This is a genomic window from Glutamicibacter sp. X7, assembly GCF_054889245.1.
The window spans coordinates 1,057,098-1,076,464 of sequence record NZ_CM142678.1 but is presented as its reverse complement, the minus strand read 5'-3'; the positions used below and the strand labels follow the sequence as shown (position 1 = coordinate 1,076,464).

General features: G+C 59.6%; 17 protein-coding genes. 5 read left to right on the top strand and 12 right to left on the bottom strand.

What is annotated here, in order from left to right:
* Window positions 1-8: 8 nt before the first annotated feature.
* From ACYU0X_RS05265 to ACYU0X_RS05250, 4 genes are read right to left on the bottom strand one after another with little or no spacing between them, the layout of a single operon-like run.
* Window positions 9-1,019, bottom strand: a complete 1,011-nt coding sequence (locus tag ACYU0X_RS05265; protein ID WP_461902329.1) for a sugar phosphate isomerase/epimerase family protein — start codon at window positions 1,017-1,019, stop codon at window positions 9-11.
* Window positions 1,016-2,125: a Gfo/Idh/MocA family protein gene (locus ACYU0X_RS05260; RefSeq protein WP_461902328.1), complete on the bottom strand. Its 1,110-nt coding sequence runs from the start codon at window positions 2,123-2,125 to the stop codon at window positions 1,016-1,018. Before ACYU0X_RS05260 ends, ACYU0X_RS05265 begins: the two co-directional genes overlap by 4 nt.
* On the bottom strand, window positions 2,118-3,278 hold the full coding sequence (locus ACYU0X_RS05255; protein WP_461902327.1) for a Gfo/Idh/MocA family protein: 1,161 nt from the start codon (window positions 3,276-3,278) through the stop codon (window positions 2,118-2,120). The genes ACYU0X_RS05260 and ACYU0X_RS05255 overlap by 8 nt, the downstream gene beginning before the upstream one ends.
* Complete coding sequence (locus tag ACYU0X_RS05250; RefSeq protein ID WP_461902781.1) at window positions 3,278-4,021, bottom strand: sugar phosphate isomerase/epimerase family protein; 744 nt, start codon at window positions 4,019-4,021, stop codon at window positions 3,278-3,280. Before ACYU0X_RS05250 ends, ACYU0X_RS05255 begins: the two co-directional genes overlap by 1 nt.
* Window positions 4,022-4,199: 178 nt before the next feature.
* Here ACYU0X_RS05250 and ACYU0X_RS05245 point away from each other — a divergent pair, with 178 nt between their 5' ends.
* The gene (locus ACYU0X_RS05245) at window positions 4,200-5,396 is read left to right on the top strand and encodes an ROK family transcriptional regulator (protein WP_461902326.1); all 1,197 of its coding nucleotides are present in this window, start codon (window positions 4,200-4,202) and stop codon (window positions 5,394-5,396) included.
* Between the two features lie 23 nt (window positions 5,397-5,419).
* Here the strand turns inward: ACYU0X_RS05245 and ACYU0X_RS05240 are convergent, their stop codons facing one another.
* The 4 genes from ACYU0X_RS05240 to ACYU0X_RS05225 all read right to left on the bottom strand — a co-directional run bounded on the left by ACYU0X_RS05240 (window position 5,420) and on the right by ACYU0X_RS05225 (window position 9,928).
* Window positions 5,420-5,935 (bottom strand): GNAT family N-acetyltransferase, encoded by a 516-nt coding sequence (locus ACYU0X_RS05240; protein ID WP_461902325.1) that lies wholly within the window; start codon window positions 5,933-5,935, stop codon window positions 5,420-5,422.
* A 208-nt stretch (window positions 5,936-6,143) separates the two neighbouring features.
* Window positions 6,144-7,484, bottom strand: coding sequence for a M50 family metallopeptidase (locus ACYU0X_RS05235; RefSeq protein ID WP_461902324.1), 1,341 nt, complete (start codon window positions 7,482-7,484; stop codon window positions 6,144-6,146).
* Window positions 7,481-8,704, bottom strand: coding sequence for a 1-deoxy-D-xylulose-5-phosphate reductoisomerase (dxr, locus tag ACYU0X_RS05230; RefSeq protein WP_461902780.1), 1,224 nt, complete (start codon window positions 8,702-8,704; stop codon window positions 7,481-7,483). Before dxr ends, ACYU0X_RS05235 begins: the two co-directional genes overlap by 4 nt.
* Window positions 8,705-8,773: 69 nt before the next feature.
* Window positions 8,774-9,928: an acyl-CoA dehydrogenase family protein gene (locus tag ACYU0X_RS05225; RefSeq protein WP_418908722.1), complete on the bottom strand. Its 1,155-nt coding sequence runs from the start codon at window positions 9,926-9,928 to the stop codon at window positions 8,774-8,776.
* Window positions 9,929-10,161: 233 nt separating this feature from the next.
* Between ACYU0X_RS05225 and ACYU0X_RS05220 the strand changes: the two genes are divergently transcribed.
* The 4 genes from ACYU0X_RS05220 (at window position 10,162) to ACYU0X_RS05205 (ending at window position 12,794) form a co-directional block, all read left to right on the top strand.
* Entirely contained in the window at window positions 10,162-10,776 is a 615-nt protein-coding gene (locus ACYU0X_RS05220) for a TetR/AcrR family transcriptional regulator (protein WP_309408191.1), read from the top strand.
* Between the two features lie 65 nt (window positions 10,777-10,841).
* Window positions 10,842-11,306, top strand: coding sequence for a GNAT family N-acetyltransferase (locus tag ACYU0X_RS05215; RefSeq protein WP_418908721.1), 465 nt, complete (start codon window positions 10,842-10,844; stop codon window positions 11,304-11,306).
* A 76-nt stretch (window positions 11,307-11,382) separates the two neighbouring features.
* Window positions 11,383-12,573, top strand: a complete 1,191-nt coding sequence (locus ACYU0X_RS05210; protein ID WP_418908720.1) for an MFS transporter — start codon at window positions 11,383-11,385, stop codon at window positions 12,571-12,573.
* 29 nt (window positions 12,574-12,602) lie between these two features.
* A complete protein-coding gene (locus tag ACYU0X_RS05205; RefSeq protein ID WP_418908719.1) occupies window positions 12,603-12,794 on the top strand; it encodes a hypothetical protein in 192 nt (63 codons plus the stop codon).
* 55 nt (window positions 12,795-12,849) lie between these two features.
* On the opposite strand, the gene ACYU0X_RS05200 is transcribed toward ACYU0X_RS05205, so the two are convergent.
* The 4 genes from ACYU0X_RS05200 to ACYU0X_RS05185 form a co-directional block, all read right to left on the bottom strand.
* Complete coding sequence (locus tag ACYU0X_RS05200) at window positions 12,850-14,526, bottom strand: ABC transporter ATP-binding protein (protein ID WP_461902323.1); 1,677 nt, start codon at window positions 14,524-14,526, stop codon at window positions 12,850-12,852.
* Window positions 14,523-15,572 carry an ABC transporter permease gene (locus tag ACYU0X_RS05195; RefSeq protein ID WP_461902322.1) on the bottom strand — a complete coding sequence of 350 codons (1,050 nt, stop codon included), beginning with the start codon at window positions 15,570-15,572 and terminating at the stop codon, window positions 14,523-14,525. Before ACYU0X_RS05195 ends, ACYU0X_RS05200 begins: the two co-directional genes overlap by 4 nt.
* Before the next feature lie 16 nt (window positions 15,573-15,588).
* Entirely contained in the window at window positions 15,589-17,106 is a 1,518-nt protein-coding gene (locus ACYU0X_RS05190; RefSeq protein ID WP_309408201.1) for an ABC transporter permease, read from the bottom strand.
* Between the two features lie 140 nt (window positions 17,107-17,246).
* Entirely contained in the window at window positions 17,247-19,049 is a 1,803-nt protein-coding gene (locus ACYU0X_RS05185) for an ABC transporter family substrate-binding protein (protein ID WP_461902321.1), read from the bottom strand.
* Window positions 19,050-19,367: the final 318 nt, after the last annotated feature.

Sequence of the window (19,367 nt, the reverse complement as noted above, 5' to 3'; positions counted from 1 at the left end):
GGCACAGCTTATTGGTTGGCAAAGGCCGCATCAAAGGATGTGTCGGGACCGCTAAACAGCAACGGACGGATCCGCTCAATGGCCTCGGCAGCACCCTGCAACCGGTCCATCCCAGCGTCTTCCCATTCGATGGAGATCGGGCCACGATAGCCAATGTGCCGTAAGGCGCGGAAGGCATCCTCCCAATCAATATCTCCATGACCGGTCGAGACGAAATCCCAGCGACGGCGCGGGTCTCCCCACGGCAGATGCGAACCGAGAATGCCATTGCGCCCGTTGGGGACTCGCAACTTCGTGTCCTTGCAGTCCACGTGATAGATCCGGTCCGCAAAATCGGTAATGAACCCCACCGGGTCGATGCCCTGCCAGAACATATGGCTTGGATCCCAGTTCATCCCGAAGGCCTCTCGGTGTCCGATCGCTTCGAGGGTGCGCTTAGTTGTCCAGTAATCGTAGGCGATCTCCGACGGGTGCACTTCAAGCGCGAACTTCACCCCGTGCGCGTCGAATTCGTCCATGATCGGGTTCCACCGCCGTGCGAAATCTTCGTATCCGGCATCGATGACCTCGCCGGGCACCGGAGGGAACATCGCCACATATTGCCAGATCTTGGAGCCGGTAAATCCGACCACGACGTCGGCACCGAGCTGCCTTGCTACGCGGGCCGCGCGCTTCATATCCTCGGCGGCACGCTGACGGACGCCCTCCGGGTCACCGTTACCCCAGACGTAGTCACGCAAGATCGCCTGATGACGAAAGTCGATGGGATCATCGCAGACGGCCTGACCACCCAGGTGATGGGAGATCGCCCAAACCTGCAAACCGTAGCGGTCGAGGATTTCACGTCGCGAGCGGAGGTAGTTCGGGTCTTCATCGGCGCGTTTCAGATCTAAATGATCACCACTCGCGGCGATCTCCAGTCCGTCATATCCCCATTCGGCCGCGCGCCGGGCAAGCTCTTCAAAGGGCATGTCGGCCCACTGGCCTGTAAATAGCGTCACGGGATGCGTGGATTTCATGTCTGCTCTTTAGTCGGTCCAGTTGCTTCGTGCCGGTGATCATCCACCGACACCCAGGTACGTTCTGCCGCCGAGTGCAGGACGGCATCGGTCAGTAGGGCGGCGCGGGCACCGTCGGCGAAGGTCGGCAAACCTTCGGGGCATTCACCACCAAGGGCGGCGTAGCTATCTGCCACGAAGGCGGCGAAAGCATCTAGATAGCCCATGGGATGCCCGGCCGGGATGGTAGAGAGCCGCGCGGCGTCGGGTTCCAAGATGGCCGCATCGCGCGCCAGAACACGATTCGATTCGACCCCGCCGATCCACAGTTCATCGGGACGCTCCTGCTGGAACTCGATCGCGTGCTCGGTACCCGACAGTTCGAGACTCAACGCATTTTTACGTCCCGCATTGACCTGGGAAACCATCAGGCTTCCCAGCGCTCCGGAGGAAAAACGCACGGTGAGCACCGCGGCATCTTCGGTACGCACTTTCCGTCCCGCCCGGCGTTCGTGCGCGATGCTGGTGGTCGCCTGCAGTTCGGTGATTCGTTCCCCGGCGATGAACTCGGTTAGGTCCACCAGATGCGAGCCAATGTCCGCAAAGGCCCGCGAAGGACCTCCGCTGGTCTCATCCACCCGCCAGTTCACCTCCTGAGAACCCAGCAACCAATCCTGTAGGTAAGCTCCGCGCACGGTTAGCAGGCGCCCCAGATGCCCCTTGGCGACCATGGCGCGTGCTTGCCGCGCCATGGGGTGAAAACGGTACACAAAGGGCACGGTGGCGAGCATACCGGCTTGCGTGGCCGCCGAAGCCAGTGCGCTGGCCTGAGCGAAATCGACGCCAAGCGGCTTTTCGCAAATTACCGGCTTATTCGTCTGGAGCACGGCCAACGCATGCTCGGCATGCAAGCTGTTCGGCGAGGTCACATGCACGATCTCGGAAGTCTCGAGCAGCTCGGTAAGCGATGCGGCCGGGCTGGCATCAAGCTGACTAGCCGCCCGTGCAGTAGATTCCGGGCTTGAAGAGAGCACGGAACAAACCGTGCCGCCAGCGCGACGAGCGGCCTGGGCATGGGTACGGGCCATAAAGCCCCCGCCAATGATTCCTACGCGCAGGCTAGTCATGGGCGCTGCTGCTGCTCGAATTGGATAAGAGCGTGGCCGCCGCCGGGTCCCAGTCTCCATCGAGGAGATCCGAAGGCTCCACTCGAGAACTGACCTCCACAAACTGCCCGGTGTCCACCGCCTCGGCTACCGCGGCCATCACCTCAAGCACGTGAAAAGCAAGCTCCCCCGGCACCCGTTCCTTTCGATCTTCACGGATTGCCCGAGCCAACTCCAGCACTCCGGTACCGCGTGAATAGAACGATCCTTGAGCCGGTACGGTGACCGGGGCGCCCGGTGCGCAGTGAATCACGGTGTCTCCGTCAAACATGTTCGGGTCGGGGAACACCGCGGTTCCCTCGGTGCCCGCCACCTCGACAAATCCCATCCGTTCAAGCTTGGAGTCGAAGCTAAAGACGCATTGTGCGCTGGCGCCCGAGGCGAAACTGAGCAGGGCACCGATATGCGTGGGAACCTCGACCGGAAATTCGGTACCCGCCTTGGGACCCGACGCAATCACGCGCGTCTCGCGTGCACGGGAACCGAGGGCCGCAACACGATCCACCGGACCAAAAACCTGGACGAGGGTGCTCAGATAGTACGGGCCAAGGTCAAAGAGCGGCCCGGCCCCGCGAGCGAAAAGGAACTCCGGGCTCGGGTGCCAAGATTCTGGCCCGGGCGCCTGAAACATGGCCAAGGCTGAAAGCGGCGTGCCGATCTCACCGGCGCGTACCGTGCGCAACGCAGTCTGTATTCCCGCGCCCAAGATGGTGTCGGGAGCAACGGCTACGCGTACTCCGCGCTGCTGGGCGGCATCGCGCAAACTGCGTCCCGATTCGGTGTCCAGTGCGTAGGGCTTTTCACCCCAGACGTGTTTACCTGCGGCAACCGCCTGCAACGCTACCTCCACGTGAACCGCGGGGATCGTCAAGTTGACCACGATTTCGATGTCCGGGCGTTTCAATAGGTCGGTGTAGCTACCTGAATTCGGAATGCCGAACTTAGCGGCCTGCGCCGCGGCCCGGTCGGCGTCCAGATCCGCAATGAATTCAACGCGCAGGTCTGGAAACTGGGTCAAGTTCGTTAGGTACTCATCGCTGATCACCCCGGCGCCGACCACGCCGATCCCCACCGGGCCGGTACGTACGGTACTGGCGGTATGCTGCTCGCTCATTACGCCCCCTCAACACCGCTCGTAGCGGCCAAGTACTGGTAGCTTTGCCGCAAAGCCTCGAAAATATCGCCGTCGTAGTCGTCGAGCTCGACGACATGCAACAGATGGTCGGTGGCGGCGAGGATCTGTGCCACGGGCATCTGTCCCGACCCGACGGCCTGCTGGGCGCGGGTGTCTGTTGAAATGGGCCCATCCTTGATATGTAGTGCGACGACGCGCCGGCCTAGTCGCTCCAGCAGCGGCAGCACGTCGACATCACCCACGGCGGCCCAATACGTATCGACTTCCAGAACGACCCGCTCTTCGAGTTGCTCGGCCAAGTACTCCAGTGCCGTGCGCTCGCCGATAGTTGCGGCAATTTCCCACTGGTGATTGTGATAGCCAACCCGAATTCCGTACTCGGCGCCGATGGATGCGGCCTGATTCAAGGCCGTTGCGGTGGCGCGGATGGACTCGGCGTCCTGCCATAGCTCGGCTGGCCGATAGGGGTCAATCACGGTCGTGATGCCAAGGCGCCGCGCCGCCTCGAAAACCTGGTGCAGGTCGCTAGACAGTAGCGGCGCGTGAGCTGTGGGTGCGCTCAAGCCATTGGCTGGTAGCGCACGTTCGAATTCGTCCACGCGAGCCACGAAGTCGTAGGGCTCAACGCGCGTGTAGCCGATATCGGCCAGTTTTTTGAGCGTACCGGGCAGATCATCGGCAAGGTGTTGACGCACGGTGTAAAGCTGAACGGAAGGTGTGATCACTGATGCACGGCTCCTTAGCTGGCCGGCGACCTAATGCCCCTGAGAGCGGTGCCGGTGATATGTGACACATGGTTTCATGTCGACCCTAGAGACACTTATGTCGAAAGTCAATGAAAGTCTGATGCCGTTCATCAAAACTTCGCGTGAAAGCACTCAGATATGGTTGACTTGGGCCATGGCCATAGAACGCTCAACCCCGGCCCCGCGCGGTGCCAGCGCGCACGATATTCTCCAGCTCCTGCGCGACGGAACCCCGAAAAGCCGCACCGAGTTGGCCACGTTGACCGGCCTGGCACGATCCACGGTGACCGATCGACTCGAAACGCTGATGGCCATCGGACTCGTTGGACCTGTCGCTGACGGCACCTCGACCGGCGGACGTCCCCCAAGCCGCGTCGCACTGCACGCGCAGTCCAAGCTCTTACTGGCGGTGGACCTCGGTGCCGCGCATTTACGCCTTGCCCTGACCGATCTACTGCACCAGACTCTGGCCGCTACCGAAGCCACCGTGGACCTGAGTCAGGGGCCCGAGCCAGTACTTCAAGATATTCATCGGCTCACCCAAACCTTGCTGCAGCAAATTGGCCGAGACGCAGCCGATATCCTCTGCGTCGGCATGGGTGTGCCGGGCCCGGTGCACTTCGATACTGGTCGCCCCAGTCGGCCACCCCTCATGCCCGGCTGGGACAACTTTGATATTCGGGCATCATTCACGCAACAGCTCGATGCCCCGGTGATGGTCGATAACGACGTCAATCTCATGGCGCTGGGAGAACACCATGGTCATGGTGGAAACCTCGGGCATTTCCTCTACGTCAAGGTAGCCACCGGCATCGGGGCAGGGATTATCTCGGGTGGTCAGCTACAACGCGGCGCACAGGGCACGGCCGGAGATATCGGGCACGTCCGCGTAAGCCGCGGAAGTGGGGTGCAATGCCATTGCGGCAATGAAGGGTGCCTCGAGGCGGTGGCTTCAGGCCCGCGAATCGCCGATGCCCTCCGCGCCGCAGGGCTTCCCGATGTGCATAGCGCTCGCGACGTGATCGACCTGGTCAACGGCGGGAATTTGGAGGCTATTAAGGCGGTGCGCCGCGCCGGAGGCGACATCGGTGAAGTCCTTGCCGCCGGTATCAGTTTCCTCAATCCTTCGCTGATCACCATCGGCGGACAAATGGCCGCCGCCGGCGAACACCTGCTGGCCGGGATCCGCGAAGTCATCTACAACCGTGCCATGCCATTGGCCACTGCCCAACTACAGATCCGGCCCGCAACCACCACACATCAAGCTGGTCTGCTCGGGGCAAGCATCCTCGCCGCCGACCACGGACTCGGCTCCGAAAGCATCACGGCACTAGCTCAATCCCTGCGCTAATTTACGGAAGTAGCCGGCGTCTATTACCGCAGGCGCGCGTACATGTACATGTCTTTGCGATGCCCGCCAACCTCCTGCCAACTACGTAGCAAACCCTCGCGCAGGTAGCCACAGCGTTCGGCGGCGCGCCAGGATCCTTCATTCCACGGTTCCACATACAGCTGCAGCCGATAAATGGAGGGCAGGTCCAGGCCCCATCGGGAGATCGCTTCTAACGCGGCTGAGGCCACACCGCGCTGACGATCACTCGGAGCCACCCAGTAACCAATGCTGGCACGCCCCTGATCGAGGTCTTTGAGCCACAGTCCAATCTGCCCCACGGCCCGGTCGGAAGCAGTTTCGGCAATAGCAAAGGAATAGCCGGTTCCGGTGGCCACCCGGTGAATTTGCCGGTCGATGAACTGCAGGATCTCGCTCTCCGTTCCGTGAGCGGGGACCGTAGTGATCAAGGGAATCAGCGGATCGCCCGAAGCGTCGCGGACTGCTGGCGCATCTTTCGCCGCGAACGGTCGCAACGTATAGTCACCGGCAGGTATCACCGGCTGGATCAGTGGCTCCCTTCCGCCAGCCTAGCGCGTGGCAGAGGTCCCGCCCGACCATGATCCTTTGGGGTCCGTGCTTGGCACGTGTCCTGTGGGCTCCGCTTCCTCCCACAGTCATGACCTTTGCTGTCATTGCATCGAGTGGTGAGGTTAAAACGAGCGAGCCTCGCACCGGTACGGTTACCGGCTCGAGGCTCGTCGATGACTAGAAAAGCGTAATGGGTTTGAAAATATCCGCGTAGATCAGCAGACCGCCCATCACCAGCATGGCGATAACCACCACATAGGTAACCGGCAGCATCTTGATGGTATCCACCGGTTTGACCTGCCGTATTCCGCGAAGTTTAGCCACCATCCGCTTGAGCCCCTCGTAGAGTGCTCCGGCGACATGTCCACCATCCAATGGGAGTAACGGAATCAGGTTGAAGGCAAAGAGCGCCAAGTTCAACCCGCCGACCAATGAAATGAGCGTCGCGGTCTTTTCTTCGAGGTTCAGCGCGTCCGTAGAGTTGATTTCGCCGGCCAGACGGCCGACGCCGACCACGGACACCGGCCCATTGGGATCGCGTTCTTCGCTCCCGAATGCCGCTTGAGCGACATCGACCATGCGTTGCGGCAGGTGCAAAATGATGTTGCCGATGCGCAGTAGCTGGTCACCAACCTGCGCCGGGACCTCCCAGACGGGTTGGGAGACATTCTGAATTTGTGAGCTCATCCCGACGAAACCCACCTGGGCCATCTTGGGCTGACCATCTTCACCGTTGATGACATATCCGTCCTTATCCAGAACCGGACGATCGGTAAGGTATGGAGTCAACGTGGTGTCGTGGCTGACACCGTCGCGTTCGTAGGTTAGCGAAACCGGGGTGTCAGGATGATCCCTAATTACATCGGTTAGCTCGTACCACGCATCGCGTGCAACAGCAGTTCCATTGATCGAGGTAATGGTGTCCCCGGGGCGCAACCCGGCCTGGTACGCCGGGGCGGGAGTATCGTTCGCAGTGCATTCCGTAGCGTCCGTATTCTGCGCACTAGCAATGCACTGGTAGACCTCCGAGACGGTGGTGGTGGCGGTGGGAACACCGAAGCCAACTAGTACGATGCCAAGAGCCACAGTGCCGATGATCAAGTTCATCAACGGGCCGCCGAGCATGATGATCACACGCTTGTAGATCGGAAGCTCGTAGAACATGCGGCCAGCATCTTCCTGCCGCACTTGCTCGTTGGCTTGTGACCGCGCGTCATCGATCATTTGGCCGAAGATGCGCGTGAAGAGGTTCGGTTTGCTCTCCGAAACTTTCTCCTCGCGCGGCGGATACATTCCGACCATGGAAATGTAGCCACCCAGCGGAATGGCTTTCACGCCATATTCGGTCTCACCGCGGCGCACGGAGAAAAGCGTTTTGCCGAAGCCGATCATGTACTGCGGCACCCGCAATCCGAACTTTTTGGCCGGGATCAAGTGACCGATTTCGTGCAGAGCGATGGAGGCGGCGACGGCAATTACCATGAACAACACACCGCCGAGGAACAAGAGGGTGCTCATGCATTCTCCTTAAGCAGTTGGGTTGCGTGGGTTCGGGCCCACCGATCGGTGTCCAATACCAATTCGAGGCTGGGCTCGGCGGCCACCGGAGTGTAGTTCTCCAGGACTCGCTCGATAGTCGGGACAATATCGCTGAACCTAATGAGTCGATCGTGGAACGCATCGACCGCCACCTCGTTGGCCGCGTTGTAGACGGCCATGTGGGTCGGCGAGCTGGCCGCTGCACGCTTGGCCAAACGGATAGCTCCGAAAACTTCTTCATCCAGCGGCTCAAAGGTCCAAGTGGCGGCTTGGCTGAAGTCGCAGGCTGCGGCGGCCGCTGAAACACGGTGGGGCCAATTCATTCCCAAAGCAATCGGCAAGCGCATATCCGGCGGTGAGACCTGCGCCAGGGTAGAACCGTCAATGAACTCGACCATGGAATGCACCATCGACTGACGGTGCACCACTGCTTCAATTCGTTCCAAGGGGATGTCGAAGAGCAGATGCGCCTCAATTACCTCAAGTGCTTTGTTGACCATGCTCGCCGAATTGGTGGTGATGACTCGGCCCATATCCCACGTCGGGTGCGCCAGTGCTTGTTCGGGAGTTACATCTGCCAGTTGTGCTTGCGAGTAGCCGTGGAAGGGTCCACCCGAAGCGGTCACAATAAGTTTGGACACCTCGTCGGAACTCCCCCCGCGAAGTGCTTGGGCCAAGGCCGAATGTTCGGAATCTACGGGGACGATCTGCCCGGGGGCAGCGGCTCGCTTGACCACTTCTCCCCCGATGATCAGCGACTCCTTATTCGCCAGCGCCAACAGATGGCCCGCATCGAGAGCAGCCAAGGTCGGTGCCAAACCAATGGCCCCGGTGATGCCGTTGAGGACCACGTCAGCTTGGTCGTACCGGGCGACCTCAGATGCCGCATGCGACCCGGCGAGCAGCTGCGGGCGATAGTTTGCGACACCGGCCGCCGCCGCTGCGGACTCAATGGCCTGAGCTAGAGCGTCGATATCTTCGTGGGCGCAGCCAACAAGCTCCGGGCGGAAGGCAACCGCCTGTTTGGCCAGCAGCATGAGGTTGTAACCTCCGGCGAGCGCAGCGACAGTAAAAAGCTCGGGGGCCTGGGCAATCACGTCCAGTCCTTGGGTTCCGACCGATCCGGTAGATCCCAGAAGGATGACACGACGCGGATGCTGGGCAACGACGAATGGTTCTTGGGTGCTCACCCGATCAATTATTCCCCGTGCTCCTGTGTGCTTCCAAAGCATCCATGCGTCCGGTGGATAACCCAGGGCCCCGAACGGTTAGAGCCCCAGACTGCGCGCGATCAGCATCAGCTGCACTTGGCTGGTACCTTCCCCGATTTCAAGGATTTTCGAGTCGCGATAGTGCCGCGCCACTAGAGATTCGTTAATGAAACCGTAGCCACCGAAGATTTGGGTGGCGTCTCGAGCGTTGTCCATGGCCGCTTCACTGGCGATAAGCTTCGCGTGGGCGGCTTCGACCTTGAAATCCTTGCCGGCCAGCATCTTTGCGGCGGCAGCATAGTAGGCCAGCCGTGCGGTGTGTACGCGAGATGCCATTCGGGCGATCGTAAAGGACACGGACTGATAACTGCCGATCGGTGCACCAAAGCTGGTGCGGTCTTTGGCGTACTGTGTGGCTTCATCCAGGCAGCCCTGTGCGGCACCGGTGGCCAGTGCGGCAATGGCGATGCGTCCCTCATCGAGAATCTCGAGGAAGTGGGCATAGCCTCGACCACGGACACCGAGAAGATGGTCTTCGGGAACTTGCGCATCGTTGAAGGTCAGCGGGTGCGTGTCACTGGCTCGCCACCCCACTTTGTCGTAGGCCGGCTCAACGGTGAAGCCAGGTGTCTTCGAGGGCACGATCAGGGTAGAGATCTCTTTGCGGCCGGTTTGTTCGTCCATGCCCGTCACCGCGGTGACGGTTACCAGCGAGGTAATGTCCGTTCCGGAATTGGTAATGAATTCCTTGGAGCCGGTGATGTTCCAGTGCCCGTCGACTAATTCGGCCTTGGTGCGGGTCGCCGAAGCGTCGGATCCGGCTCCGGGTTCGGTGAGACCAAAGCCTGCCAGCGACTTTCCGGCCGCAAGGTCGGGCAGCCAGCGTTCCTTCTGCTCTTGGTTTCCGAAACGGTAAATGGGCATGGCCCCCAAGGAGACCCCGGCTTCGAGCGTAATCGCGACCGACTGATCGACTCGCCCAAGTTCCTCGAGTGCGAGCGCAAGGGCAAAGTAATCGCCGCCCATGCCGCCGAATTCTTCTCCGATTGGCAACCCAAAGAGACCCAATTCGCCCATCTGCGCCACAATCTCATAGGGGAAGGTGTGGGTGGCATCGTGGTGTGCGCTGCGCGGGGCAACGACTTCGTTGGCGAATTCCCTGACGACGTTCACCAGATCCTGGTAGTGCTCGTCCAGTTCAAGGTCCAGCATGATGGCTATCTCCTAGTTTTTCCGGGCCTCCGGCCGCCGTCTGAGGTCTTCAGTGGCACCGATTTCGGCAGGTGGTGGTGTCTGGAGCGCAAAATCCACGAATGGGTTTCGAGTGACTCCGTTCACCGCGTATGGTTAATTTCGATTAACTACTTGGCTTGTGGCCGCGTTTCCGACACTAGTGGCGCGCATCACAGTTGTCCATAGTCGGCCCGTGAAAAGGAGTTGAAGCCATGAGTCGCTACCAAGCTACGAATGAGCCCACCGAACGTGAGCGGGCCAAGGCCGAACGACGCGAAGCGTTACTGCGCGAAGCCACCCGGCTCTTTGCGTTACACGGCTACGCCGGAGTTTCACTCGAAGACCTCGGTGCTGCCTGCGGGATCTCGGGGCCGGCGGTATATCGCCACTTCGCTGGCAAGCAGGCGGTGCTCATCGCGTTGCTCGTGGACATGTCGAAAGACATCTACGACGGCGGGCTCAAGGCAACCGAAGATGGCGGCGAACCCATGGAGGTGCTGGCCCGGCTGGTGGACTTTCACACCGATTTTTCGCTCTCGCGCCCCGACATACTTCAGGTACAGGATCGCGACTTAAAGTCATTGCCGAAAAGTGAACTGCAATTGGTCCGAAAGTTACAGAATGCCTATATCGGCCTGTGGACCGCGCAGTTGGCCAAGCTCCACCCCGAGGCAACCGCGCCATCGCACCGATTCCGCGCCCATGCGGTCTTTGGACTGTTGAATTCCACGGCCCATTCGGCACACTCCCCGCGGACTAAAAAATCAGGTATGAAGGCCTTACTCACGCAGATGGCTCTCGCGGCCTTAGCAACACCGGTAGGCTAGATCTCAGCGCCCCCTTACCCATGGTGTGAATTATTCGCGCCCCCAACGTACGAAAGGTCCTTCTCGTGGAACTACGTGAAGTCCGCCCGTCCGACTTGGATGAGTTCTTCGCTCACCAGCAGGAGCCGGAAGCCAATCTGATGGCCGCCTACCAGGCACGCAACCCATCGGATCGCGCCGTTTTTGACCACCACTGGAATTCGATTCTGAATGATCCAAGTGTCATCGTGCGCACCATCGAACATGAAGGCCAGGTTGCCGGTTCAATTCTGGTCTTTGAGGGCGACACCCCAGAAATCAACTTCTGGACCTCCACGAAGTTCTGGGGCAAGGGCATCACCACCAGCGCCGTGGATGCTTTCCTTGCCGAATACACCAAGCGTCCGCTGGTCGCCCACGTGGTTCAGGACAACCTGGGCTCGCTGAAGGTACTTGAGCGTCGCGGTTTCCGCCAGGTCGGCACTGAGCAGATTTTCTCGAATGCCCGCGCCGAAGTGGTCACCGAGATCATTCTGCAGCTCGACAACTAATCCGCACATTGCACGGAGCAGACGCCGAACCCCGAGCCTCGGGTTCGGCGTCTGTGCGTTAACTCGGAGGCAGTGTATGCACGCAAAGTACCTCCTGTTTATCGCGCTAGCCTTCTGCTCATTGATTGGCGACGGTTTAGCCATGTTCGCGCTGACCCTTGCCGCCGCCGATGAACTCGGTTCTTGGGGTGTCAGCGCCCTTTTTCTGGCTGGCCTCATCCCGCCCATCCTCGCCGCCCCGTGGCTTGGCCGCTGGGTTGACGGACAGCGGGTACGGGGTCTGTGGCTGGCGACACTACTGTGCCATGCGCTGGTCTTTACCCTCATGGCGGCACTCGACAGTATCTGGGTCAGCCTCGCTGGAATGTGTGTGGCCAGTATTTGCGCAGTTTTTAGTTCGTCGGCCGTTTTCAAATTGATTCCCGAGATTCGAGGCAGCTTCAGTCTGGCCCGCGCTAGTAGCCTCCTCGTTGCGGCTGGGTCCTTGGCCGGGATCCTCTCCCCCGCGTTGGCAGCTCTCGGCTATGACCTGTGGGGCCTACGTCCCCTGCTCCTCGTCAATGCCGGAAGTTTCCTGTTCTTTGCCGTAGTGGCTTGGTTCCTCCTGCGCTCGCAATCCACTGCATATAACTCGGATGTTCCTGAGCCATTCACCGGCCTTCGCGGGGCGCGAGTGCTAACGAGCAACGGCACCTTAAGAATTCTGTTGGTCCCGATCGCCGCCGTGGTGTTCTTTACCTCGACCGAGGCAGTGTCCGGCGTTTTCTACCTGCGGGCCATTTCGCCCAATGACACGGTCTACGGCATGCTCTTGGGTCTCTGGTCGGTAGGTGCAGTTTTGGGCTCGTTGAGCGCTGGCGGAAAGCTTCTGGGGCAGCGGGTTTCGCTCCCGGTGCTTCTGGGAGCCGGGCTGATCGGCGCTGCCATCACCCTCGAAGGGCTGTGGCCCAATGCGGTGGCCATCGGCGTGGCTTTCCTTATCGGCGGGTATGGCAACGGCATGCACAATCTCGGTCTACGCAACGCTATCTATCGGCTCGTTCCCCAGGAACGACACGGCGCCGCCTGGGCCTATGTCACGATGCTGATCAACAGCATGGTTGCCCTCGGCTACCTCGCTGGAACGCCTGGGTTCCTGATCGAATCAGAGCAACTCATCGTGACGCTCTCGGGAGTCTGCGCCCTCGCCGCGGTGCTCGGTGCGCTCGGGCTTGTGCTACGCAACTACCGGCGCACGGCGCAGACCAAACCCGTAGTAACCGCCTGACAAATCCCCAACGTTCACAGGAGTAGTTCATGGATCTGGCCTCAATCATCATCCTGATCAGCATCATCGTGTTGTGTGCGCTACCCGTCTGCCTCGGCCTCTACCGAAGCTGGGATTCTAAGGCCGACCGGCTCGAAGGCAGCGATCCAGAAGTCGCTCAGGCGCTGCGCGACATGCGCCGCGACATTGAACGAGGGCGTGCCGCCTACCGCAATCGCTAACAAAAAAGATGATCTCGGCCCCCAAGGACCGAGATCATCTTAGTTTTCGACGTGACTACTTCGTGGCGTTCAGCTCGCGCCACGCGGCGCGACGCTCGGCCTGTAGCACCGGATCCGGTACCGGCGCGGCGGCCAACAGCCGACGGGTGTAGTCATGTTGTGGCGCATGGAGCACGTCTTTCACCGGACCCTGCTCAACAGCCTTTCCGCTTTGCATCACCACAACGTAGTCAGCCAGCATGTCGACCACGGCAAGGTCGTGACTGACGAACAGGCAGGCGAAGTTGAAGTCCCGTTGCAAGTCCTGCAACATCTCCAGAACCACCGCCTGCACCGAGACATCCAGCGCACTGGTTGGCTCATCGGCGATCAACAGTTCGGGATTCATCGTCAAGGCTCGGGCAATGCAGATACGCTGGCGCTGGCCACCGGATAACTCGTGTGGATAACGGTTGATCACGTTGCGCGGTAGCTTCACTGCATCCAGCAGTTCCAAGGCACGGTTGATACGCTCTTGCTTCGTGCCAACCTTGTGCACGACCATCGGCTCGGTAATGCACTCACCGATAGGGAAACGAGGATTCAACGAGGCCGCAGGATCCTGGAAGATCACCCCAATGTCCTTGCGGATCTTGCGGGCCTCCTTCGGGGACAGCTTCGGCAGGTTATGCCCCTTGACCGCCAGAGTGCCCTCGGCCACCGGTAACAACCCGAGAACGGCCTTGGCAATCGTCGACTTACCGGAACCGGATTCTCCCACGATGCCCAGCACTTCGCCCTTGGCCACATTGAAGGAAACATTCTCCACAGCACGGAAGGTCGAACCGCGCATATCGTATTCAAGCACAAGATCCTTGGCCTCGAGCACCAGCTCACGCCCTGCCGGCGCCGTGGCGCTGGTATGGGTGGCCGTCTCATCGATCTCAACCGGCGTCAGCCGCGGAACCGCGGCCAGCAGACGCTGGGTGTACTCGTGCTGCGGGTTCATCAGCACTTGATCGACGCTACCGGTTTCCACCAAGTTTCCTTGGAACATCACGGCCACCTGATCGGCCATATCGGCCACCACACCCATGTTGTGGGTGATCAGTAGGATGCCGGTATTCAGGCGGTCCTTCAGCTCACGGAGCAGATCAAGAATTTCGGCCTGCACCGTCACGTCCAGTGCGGTCGTTGGCTCATCGGCAATGATTACCCGAGGGTCACAGGAGATCGCCATCGCGATGACGATGCGCTGACGCTGACCACCGGAGAACTGGTGTGGGTACTGCTTGATGCGTTTGGCCGGGTCGGGGATCCCGACCATGGTGAGCAATTCGATCGCCCGGTTGGTGGCCTCGCCACCGTAGGCGATGCCGTGAAGTTCCAAGGCCTCGGTTAACTGCCGTTCAATGGTCAGCACCGGGTTCAGTGCCGTCATCGGCTCCTGGAAAACCATGGCAATATCGGTGGCGCGCATCTTGCGCATCTTGCCCTGGTCGAGGCCGACCACATTGACGTTTCCGACCTTGGCTTCACCGGTAATTTTGGCGTTCGACGGCAGCAGACCCATGGCGGCGGTGGAGGTCACCGATTTACCTGACCCCGATTCACCGACCAACGCAACGACTTCGCCGGGACGCACCTGCAGGCTCAAGCCCTTGACTGCGTGTACTTCGGGGCCCGAAGTTTCGAAGGTGACCTTCAAATCGTCGAAGCTCAGGGCATAGTTTTCTTCATTCATCGTGCTCATGCCCGATCCTTTCGGTTCTTCAGGAAGCTAAAGAGGCCTCGGCGATGTCCGGTATGACGGGGGTCGAAGGCATCTCGAAGACCGTCACCCAAGAAGTTCACGCTCAATGCGATCGCCACAATGATCATGCCCGGCCACCAGAAGAGCCATGGACGGGTGGTAAACGCATTCTGGTACTGGCTAATCAGCAGACCCAGCGACGACTCTGGTGGCTGTACACCGAAGCCCAGGAAGGACAGCGAGGACTCGAGCAAGATCGCGCCGGCGATCGCAAAGGTCGCGTTGACGACAATGACGCCGATCGTGTTCGGAAGCAGGTGCTTGAAAATCACTCGCGAGGTCTTAGACCCCATTGCCTGCGCCGCGGCCACGTACTCGCGTTCACGCAGCGACAGGATTTCACCGCGAACCAGACGGGCAAGACCGGTCCAGGTCACCAGGCCCAGTACGAGCGCCAGAAGGATGATCGACCCCGAGGAGGAGCTCGCGATCTGTCCCAGAACAGCTGCCAGAACCAGCAACGGGATCACGATGAACAGATCGGTAATACGCATCAAGACTTCGTCGACCCAGCCGCGGAAGTAACCGGCCAACGCGCCGATGATCGCCCCGATGAAAGTGGCGACGATACCAACGACGAAGGCAATGATCAGCGACTTTTGGGTGCCGTTCATTACGAGGGCGAAGTAGTCCTTACCCACCGAATCCTGACCAAATGGGTGCTCACCCCATTGGATGCCCGAGCCCCCAAGCCAGGTAGGAAGCAACGAGAGGGTCGGCTTACCGCCATCGACCACAACACCGGCTTCCAAGTAGCTGGCCTTCCACCAACCCGGAAGTGGCCCATAACCAATAGAGGTGAAGGCGATAATCGCGATGACGACCAGCAGGATCGAGGAAAACATCGCCGGCTTATGCCGCAGGAATCGTCCCCAAACGATCTGAGACTGGCTCTTCGACTGTTCGTCTGAAGCAGCGAGCTTCGCGTCCTCGAGCTCGGCAAGGGATGTCAGGTTTTCCGGCATCTTATTATTCGTGTTACTCATCAGATGTCCCTATTCCCTAGACCCGGATCCGCGGGTCGAGCAGTGCGTAGACAATATCGGCCAGCAGGTTGAACAGCACGGCAGCTGTACCCGTCACCAAGAAGAAGGCCATCACAGGTGCCGGGTCGACGGCACGTAGGCCCGTGATGAACAGTTCGCCCATGCCTTTCCAGCCAAAGACGCTTTCGGTAATGACGGCGCCGCCGATCAATCCTGCAAAGTCGAAAGCTGCGATCGTGGCGATCGGAATCAAGGCATTGCGGAAGGCGTGACGGAAAATCACGGTACGCTCGCTCAAACCCTTTGAACGTGCAGTTCGGATGTAATCCTGCTGCTGAACTTCGAGCATCGAGGAACGGGTGTAACGCGAGTAGCTGGCCAAGGAAATAATTGCCAGCAGGATTGTCGGCAACAGCAGCTGGGTTGCGTTGTCTAGGAAGTGATCCCAGAAGGTACCTTTGAGGTTCGCCGTAGAGGACCCGATGGTAGCGATTGGTCGCCCCTTGACCTCGAGGAAACCGGGCCATGCTCGGAAGAGGTGGTCAATAACGGTCAGACCGGCACCGACAAACCCAACGGTTACCGAGACACCGGCGGCGATCCGCTTGAGACGTCCTCCCATGAACCAACCAACCAGACCCGGAATGACCACGGAGAGGATTGCCCCGAAGATCAACACCCAAGCGTTGGCGTTTTGTAGCAGTGAGAAGGTGGCGTAGTAGGCAACCAAGACGAGCGCGGCAGAGATCAGTGCCGGATACAGCACCTTCTTCTCTTTCATGCCTACGCTCATGGCAGTGGCACTCAACGCCAGCAATACGGTCAGTACGACGATCACTGCCGGTCCCATCTGCGGGTACCGGTAGAAATTCAGCCAGAGGGTGTACTGCAAGATCAGCGGCACGAATACCGCAGTGATAATGAAGGTGATCCCACGGCGCTTAAGCGAGCCGCCTAAGAACATTTGCAGTATCAAGCCCAGCACCACGCCAATGGCGATACTCGTGCCGATTGATATCTGTGGATTGGCCAACCAGTTGTTGTAGCCGATCGCCAAGAATTCCTTCAGCAACACTGCGGCCCAGAACACCGGCAGTGAGAAGAACAGGAAGGTCAAAAAGGTCACGAGGTAGTCAAGACCCGAATACTGTCGCACGGCAGTAAGTACGCCGATCGCAATACCGAGAATTGCGGCGATAACCGTTGCAAGGAATACCAAGCGCAGCGTAGATGATGCCGCGTTCCCTAGTAGATCAGCGACCTCAATACCGTTGATATTTCGGCCTAGGTCGCATTGACCGATGATGCAACGCGAGGCCCCGGTCAGCCAGGTCCAATAGCGCAGGTACCACGGCTGCTCGAGATTCATGTAGTCGATGCGTTGTTGCATCAAGTACTCGCGATTTTCTGCGTTACTCTCGCGCAGGTCACTGAGCGGGTCACCGGCATTGATGACCAGGATATAGAGCAGGAGCGAGGCGCCAAACAGTACGCCGATCGCCGAGCCTAATCTCTTAAGAATGAACTTCCACACGGTTTTTTAGTCCTCTTTTTCTTCTCACCTTGAGCGCACCGTCTCCACCGATGGGAGGAGGCTAGACACGCCGCGGGGCCCGATGATGATCGGGCCCCGCGGGCGCTCACAGTCGATGATTGCGTTTTAGCCCCGTGGGCCTACTCGGCACGCACCCACTGCTGGGCGTTCCAGACGATCTGATCCTGGGTTGCCGTGTGGCGGACATTGTTGATATCGGAACCGGAAGCGCTCAGGCCCGGGTGGGCGAAGACCGGAATACCGTAGAGGTCATCCCAGAGCAGCTTCTCGATCTTCTTGACCTGTTCCTTGTGGACGGCCGGGTCCAGCGAAGAAGCTAGGGTAGCCCATTCGGCGTCGACCTGCTCGTTGGAGTACTTACCGTAGTTCTGCGGCTTGCCGGTACCGTAGATGTTCTGGCCCGAGGAAATCTGACCCGAACCAGCCCAAGCGAACAATGCTACCTCGTAGTCTCCACGATCCTGAGTTCCGCCCGGCGCGAAGAACTTCGGGTCACCGGCGTCCTTCACTTCGAAGCCTGCCTGATCACAGGACGACTTGATGGCCGCCACCTCATTGGTACGACGCTCGTTCGGCTTGGAGTAACCGATGCGCACTTCGGTGCCCACCGCATCCTGCTCTTCGAGGATCTTCTTAGCACCTTCGATGTCCACCTCGTCGTAGCGGCCGTCATAGGCTGCGTCCACAACTTCCTGGTAGCTCTCCTGGAAGGGGAAGACCTCGCGGGCGTTCATGACCTTGGCCTCTGGGTTCAGCGGCTTGATCAGGTTATCCACGATCTGCTGACGCGGAACGCACATGGCGAAAGCCTTGCGCAGTTCGAGGTTGGTGAAGGCATTGCCCTTAGCGAAGTTGAAGTCCAAGTGCTCCCAGGTCAAGGTGTCACCCTGCTGGATATTCACAGCATCGCCCAAGCCCTGTAGCTGAGCAAGGGTGTCAACCGTCGGCTGCGGGTTGATGACATCCAAGTCCTTGTTCTGCAGGGCCTGAACCATTGCAGCGTCCTCCACGAAGCGGAAGGTCAAGTTCTTGGTCGCCGCTGGCGTGCCGTAGTAATCCTCGTTCGCGGTCAAAGTGACCGACTCGCCGGCCTTCCACGAATCGAGCTTGTAGGGACCGGAAACCGGCATGTCGGCTTCGTCAGGCAGGGTACCTGGCTTGGTCATCCAACCTTCGTTCCAGAATTTGGCGGCCTTCTCCAACTTCTTGGCATCGCCAGCGCGAGCTGCCTCAACGAACTCTTCGGTCGTGAGACCACCCTTCTCGGCCACGACATGCGCCGGGTGGAGCATCCAGGTCTGGATCTGCCAGTCCGGATCCGGCTCCTTGAACTCTACGGTGAATTCCTTGGAGTCGGCGGCGCCCTGCGGGCCCTTGGGCACGGTGTCGCCCAGATCGGTGGAGACCGACGAGAACAGGGGCTTGTCCTTGGAACCCTTGTTCAGGTTCAGGTTCTGCACCGACCAGGCCAACACGGCGTCGGCAGTGGTGATCGGGGTGCCGTCGGACCACTTGGCGTTCTCGTTGATGGTGTACTTGATGGTCAGCGGGTCATCGCTGATCTTTTCGAAGCTACCGAGGTCTTCGTTGGGGTAGATCGTTCCATCGGTACCGAAGTAGGTGAAACCTGCAAACATACGGTCGGTGATGGACGAGTTGTAGGTGGAGTACGTGTTTGGAGTGAAGCCGTTGTAGCTGATGAACTCCGGCGCACCGACGGTCACCTTGATGGTGTCATCCTTGGTCGTGACATCACCCAAGTCCGCCAGGCCGCTGTTGGTTACCTCGGCGCCGTTGCCGCCGCCAGCCGAATCGGTGGCCGTCGGGTTGGAATCACCCGGACCGCCTGGGGCACATGCGGACAGTGCCAATGCCATGGCAGCGCCAACCGCTACCGCTTTCGAAACGCGTTGAATCCGCATTTCGCCTCCTTGAAGTGAATGGACGAGCTTTCGGGTAAATACACCCAGTGTGGAGCACATCACATGAATGCTCCTTGGACTATAGAGTAACCACTTTTTGTGGCGTTGGATATAGAAAAATCCGCTTCACATTTACTCTCCAACCGTAGATAACGGCATCGTGACCCACGCAACATTTGACCTCAGTGACTGAGACCCGGCTCACTACCCCGAGAAATCAAGGATCTCTTTCACATTGGGAAAATTCAATCAGAATCGGGCATTGACTTGGCTGCCCCTCAAAGAGGTTTATAACGTTTTTGCAACATTCATGCCGGG